The following is a 3569-nucleotide window of genomic DNA, read 5'->3' on the forward strand; positions in this document are numbered from 1 at the left end:
CGGGCAGGGCGAGGGTGAACTCGTCCAGGACGGTGGCGAATCCGGCGGGACCGCCGCGCGGGGAGACGTCGCAGCGGCCGTCGGCGCCGGCGGTGGCGACGAAGACGAGGGAGGCGCGGGCGATGAAGTCGCGGGCCACGTCGTGGAGGCGGTCCACCTCCTTGCGCCGGACCAGCTCACTGGGCTGCTCGTAGAGGGCGCGCAGGGCGGCGGTGTCCCGCACGGAGCCGGCGTGGAGGTCGTCGAATATGCGGCCGTGGGGCCGGGGTTGGGTGCTCACACGGCGCCACTATAGGAAACGGGCGCCCGCCCCGGGGTGTGGTCCCGGGGCGGGCGCCCGTACTGCAGGGGTGGCGCTGCCGTCAGGCCTGCGGCGCCGGGAAGGTCGGGTACTCGACGCCGGAGACGTGCTGCACGACGCGGATGACCTGGCACGAGTAGCCGAACTCGTTGTCGTACCACAGGTACAGGATCGCGTTGTCGCCGTCGACCTTGGTGGCGCCGGCGTCGATGATCGACGCGTGGCGCGAGCCGACGAAGTCCATCGAGACGGCGTCGGGCGCGGTCGTGAAGTCGATCTGGCGCTTCAGCGGCGAGTGCAGCGAGACGTTGCGCAGGTGGTCCAGGACCTCCTCGCGGGTGGTCTCGCGGCCCAGGCGCAGGCTCAGGATGGCGATCGAGACGTCCGGGACGGGGACGCGGATCGAGCTGCCGGTGATCGGGGCCTTGAGGTCGGGCAGCGCCTTCGCGACGGCCGAGGCGGCACCGGTCTCGGTGATGACCATGTTGAGCGGCGCGGAGCGGCCGCGGCGGTCGGCCTTGTGGTAGTTGTCCAGCAGGTTCTGGTCGTTCGTGAACGAGTGGACGGTCTCCACGTGGCCGCGCAGCACCCCGTACTCGTCGTCCATGGCCTTCAGCGGCGGGACGATCGCGTTGGTGGTGCAGGAGGCGCAGGAGAGGATGCGCTCGTCCGGCTTGATCATGTCCTGGTTGACGCCGTGGACGATGTTCGGGACGTCGCCCTTGCCCGGGGCGGTCAGGACGACCTTGTCGATGCCGGGGCGCAGGTGCTTGGAGAGGCCCTCGCGGTCGCGCCACTTGCCGGTGTTGTCGATGAGGATGGCGTCCTTGATGCCGTACGCCGTGTAGTCGACCTCGGAGGGGTCGTTGGCGTAGATCACCCGGATCGCGTTGCCGTTGGCGATGATCGTGCTGTTCGCCTCGTCCACGGTGATGGTGCCCTGGAACTGGCCGTGGATGGAGTCGCGGCGCAGCAGCGAGGCACGCTTGACCATGTCCTCGGCGGCCCGCTCGCCTCCGCCGCGCACGACGATGGCGCGCAGGCGCAGGCCGTTGCCCGAACCGGCCTTCTCGATGAGGAGGCGGGCGACGAGGCGGCCGATGCGGCCGAAGCCGTAGAGGACGACGTCCCGGCCGGTGGAGCGCTCGATCTTGTTCGCACCGGTGGCGCCGGCGACGGCCTCGGCGGTGAAGTCGGCCACGGACAGGCCGCGGTCGTCGGTCTTGTACGTCGCGGCCAGCATGCCGATGTCGATCTGGGACGGGCCGAGATCGAGCGCGGAGAGGGCCTGGAGGAACGGCATCGTCTCGGTGACCGACAGCTCCTCGCCGTCGATCTGCCGGGCGAACCGGTGGGTCTTCAGAATGCTGACCACCGACTTGTTCACCAGGGAGCGGCTGTGCAGCAGGACGGTGACGTCCCGCTCGCGGTGCAGCTTCCCGATGATCGGGATCATCGACTCCGCGATCTCCTCGCGGTTCTTCCAGTTGGTGAACGAGTCCTCGTTGACAGTCACAGGTTTATCTTTCGAGCTAGGCGGCGCTCATATGCTAACCCCCTCGTACTTTGATCCTTCAAGGGGCACCCGTGTCGGATTCGCCGCCGGGGCCGGTAAGCCTGCGGGATGCGGCTTCCGACGCCATATGCCCGAATCGGCAGCCGGCCGGTGAGGGGCCGCGTCACTTCGGGGCCGGGTAGATCCTCGACTGCTTCACGCTGCCGAAGGCGAAGCTCGACTCGATGGAGGCGATACCGGGAATCGCGTGGATGCGGTGGCGGACCAGCGCCTCGTACGCCTCCAGGCTCTCGATGACGACGCGCAGGAGGTAGTCGCTGCTCCCGGCCATCAGGTAGCAGTCCTGGATGTGCTCGATCACGGCGACGTGCTCCTCGAAGATCCGCACCGCCTCGCCGGTGTGGCGCTCCAGCCGTATCCGGACGAAGACGGTGATCGGCAACCCGAACGCCACCTGGTCGACCATCGCCGTGTAACCCCGGATCAACCCCGCCTCCTCCAGTCGGCGGACCCGGCGCAGGCAGGGCGAGGGCGAGAGGCGGACCCGGTCGGCGAGCTCCTGGTTCGAGAGCCGGCCGTCGGCCTGCAACTCCCTGATGATTTGCAGATCCACAGAGTCCATGGCCCCTCCTTGGCAGATTCTGCCCTCAACGTACGCCTGGAGGGCAGAAGTGGCAATCGGCTGCCCTGGCGAAAGGTCTAGCGTTGCCCTGTGGCCGGATCCGGCCTTCTTCAGGCTGGAGGAACGACTGTGGTCGCCGTGAACACCGCACCCGCCGCGGCACCCCCGCAGGCCCGCACGGCGGGGGTGCGCGGGCTCAGCCCGCAGGCGCAGGGCATGGCGGCGCTGGCGCTGACCGTGCTCATCTGGGCGGCGTTCGCGCTGAGCGCCCGCGCGCTGGGCTCCTCCACCCTGCTGCCCGCCGACGCCGGCCTGCTGCGCTTCGGCGTCCCGCTCGCCGTTCTGGCACCCGCCCTGTGGCGGCGCCGCCGCGCCCTGGCCGCCGTCCGGCCCGCCGTCGCCCTCAAGGTCGCCTGCGGGGCCGGGGTGCCGTTCTTCCTGGCGGCGATGTACGGGGGCTCCCTCACGTCGGCCGCGTTCGTCGGCTCCATCGTGCCGGGCATGGTGCCGCTGTTCGTCGCGGCCCTCGTGGCCGCCTCCGGGCGGGGCCTCCCGCGCGGCACCCAGGCGGCCGGCCTCCTGCTGATCGCGGCCGGCGTGGTCGCGCTGGTGTGGCGGCACGTCTTCCCCCTGAACGCCTCGGTCCTCGCGGGATCGGGGATCCTGCTCGCCGCCAGCGGCCTGTGGGCGCTGTACACCGTCGGGCTGAAGGAGGTCGGGCTCGACCCGGTCGGCTCGATCGGCCTGCTGTGCCTGCCGTCGTTCGCCGTGCTGGCCGCTCTCGTCCTGACGGGCGCGCTGCCGAGCGGCCTCGCCTCGGCGACCGCGTCCGACATCGCCGTGTTCACCGTCGTGCAGGGCCTCGGGGTCGGGCTGTGCGCGGGGCTGCTGTACGCCTTCGCGATCCGCCGGCTGGGCGCCGAGCGCAGCTCGGCCGTCGGCAGCCTGAGCCCGGTCCTCGTGGTCCTGCTCGCCGTGCCGCTGCTGGGCGAGTCGCCGACGGCCGCGGTGCTGGTCGGCGTGCCCCTCATCGCGGCGGGCGTCTTCCTCGCCAACCGCACCGCGGGCCGGGCCGCCTCCGCGCCGGCGGCTCCGCCCTCCCGGCCCTGACGGGCCCCGGCCCGCGGTGC

The 3569-nt window shown here is 71.3% G+C and carries 4 protein-coding genes; 1 reads left to right on the forward strand and 3 read right to left on the reverse strand.

The annotated features are described in order from the left end of the window. From EF903_RS30240 to EF903_RS30250, 3 genes are all read right to left on the reverse strand, one after another. Positions 1–280, reverse strand: a 280-nt coding sequence (locus tag EF903_RS30240; RefSeq protein ID WP_185902903.1) for a pyridoxamine 5'-phosphate oxidase family protein, incomplete at its 3' end; no start/stop codon positions are given. 82 nt (positions 281–362) lie between these two features. Next, on the reverse strand, positions 363–1817 hold the full coding sequence (locus EF903_RS30245; RefSeq protein ID WP_125548181.1) for a glyceraldehyde-3-phosphate dehydrogenase: 1455 nt from the start codon (positions 1815–1817) through the stop codon (positions 363–365). A 163-nt stretch (positions 1818–1980) separates the two neighbouring features. After that, positions 1981–2439 carry an Lrp/AsnC family transcriptional regulator gene (locus EF903_RS30250; protein ID WP_125548182.1) on the reverse strand — a complete coding sequence of 153 codons (459 nt, stop codon included), beginning with the start codon at positions 2437–2439 and terminating at the stop codon, positions 1981–1983. A 138-nt stretch (positions 2440–2577) separates the two neighbouring features. On the opposite strand from EF903_RS30250, the gene EF903_RS30255 reads away from it, so the two are divergent. After that, positions 2578–3549 carry a DMT family transporter gene (locus EF903_RS30255; protein WP_260616128.1) on the forward strand — a complete coding sequence of 324 codons (972 nt, stop codon included), beginning with the start codon at positions 2578–2580 and terminating at the stop codon, positions 3547–3549. Positions 3550–3569: the final 20 nt, after the last annotated feature.

The organism is Streptomyces sp. WAC05292 (genome assembly GCF_003949955.1).
GTDB lineage: Bacteria > Actinomycetota > Actinomycetes > Streptomycetales > Streptomycetaceae > Streptomyces > Streptomyces globosus.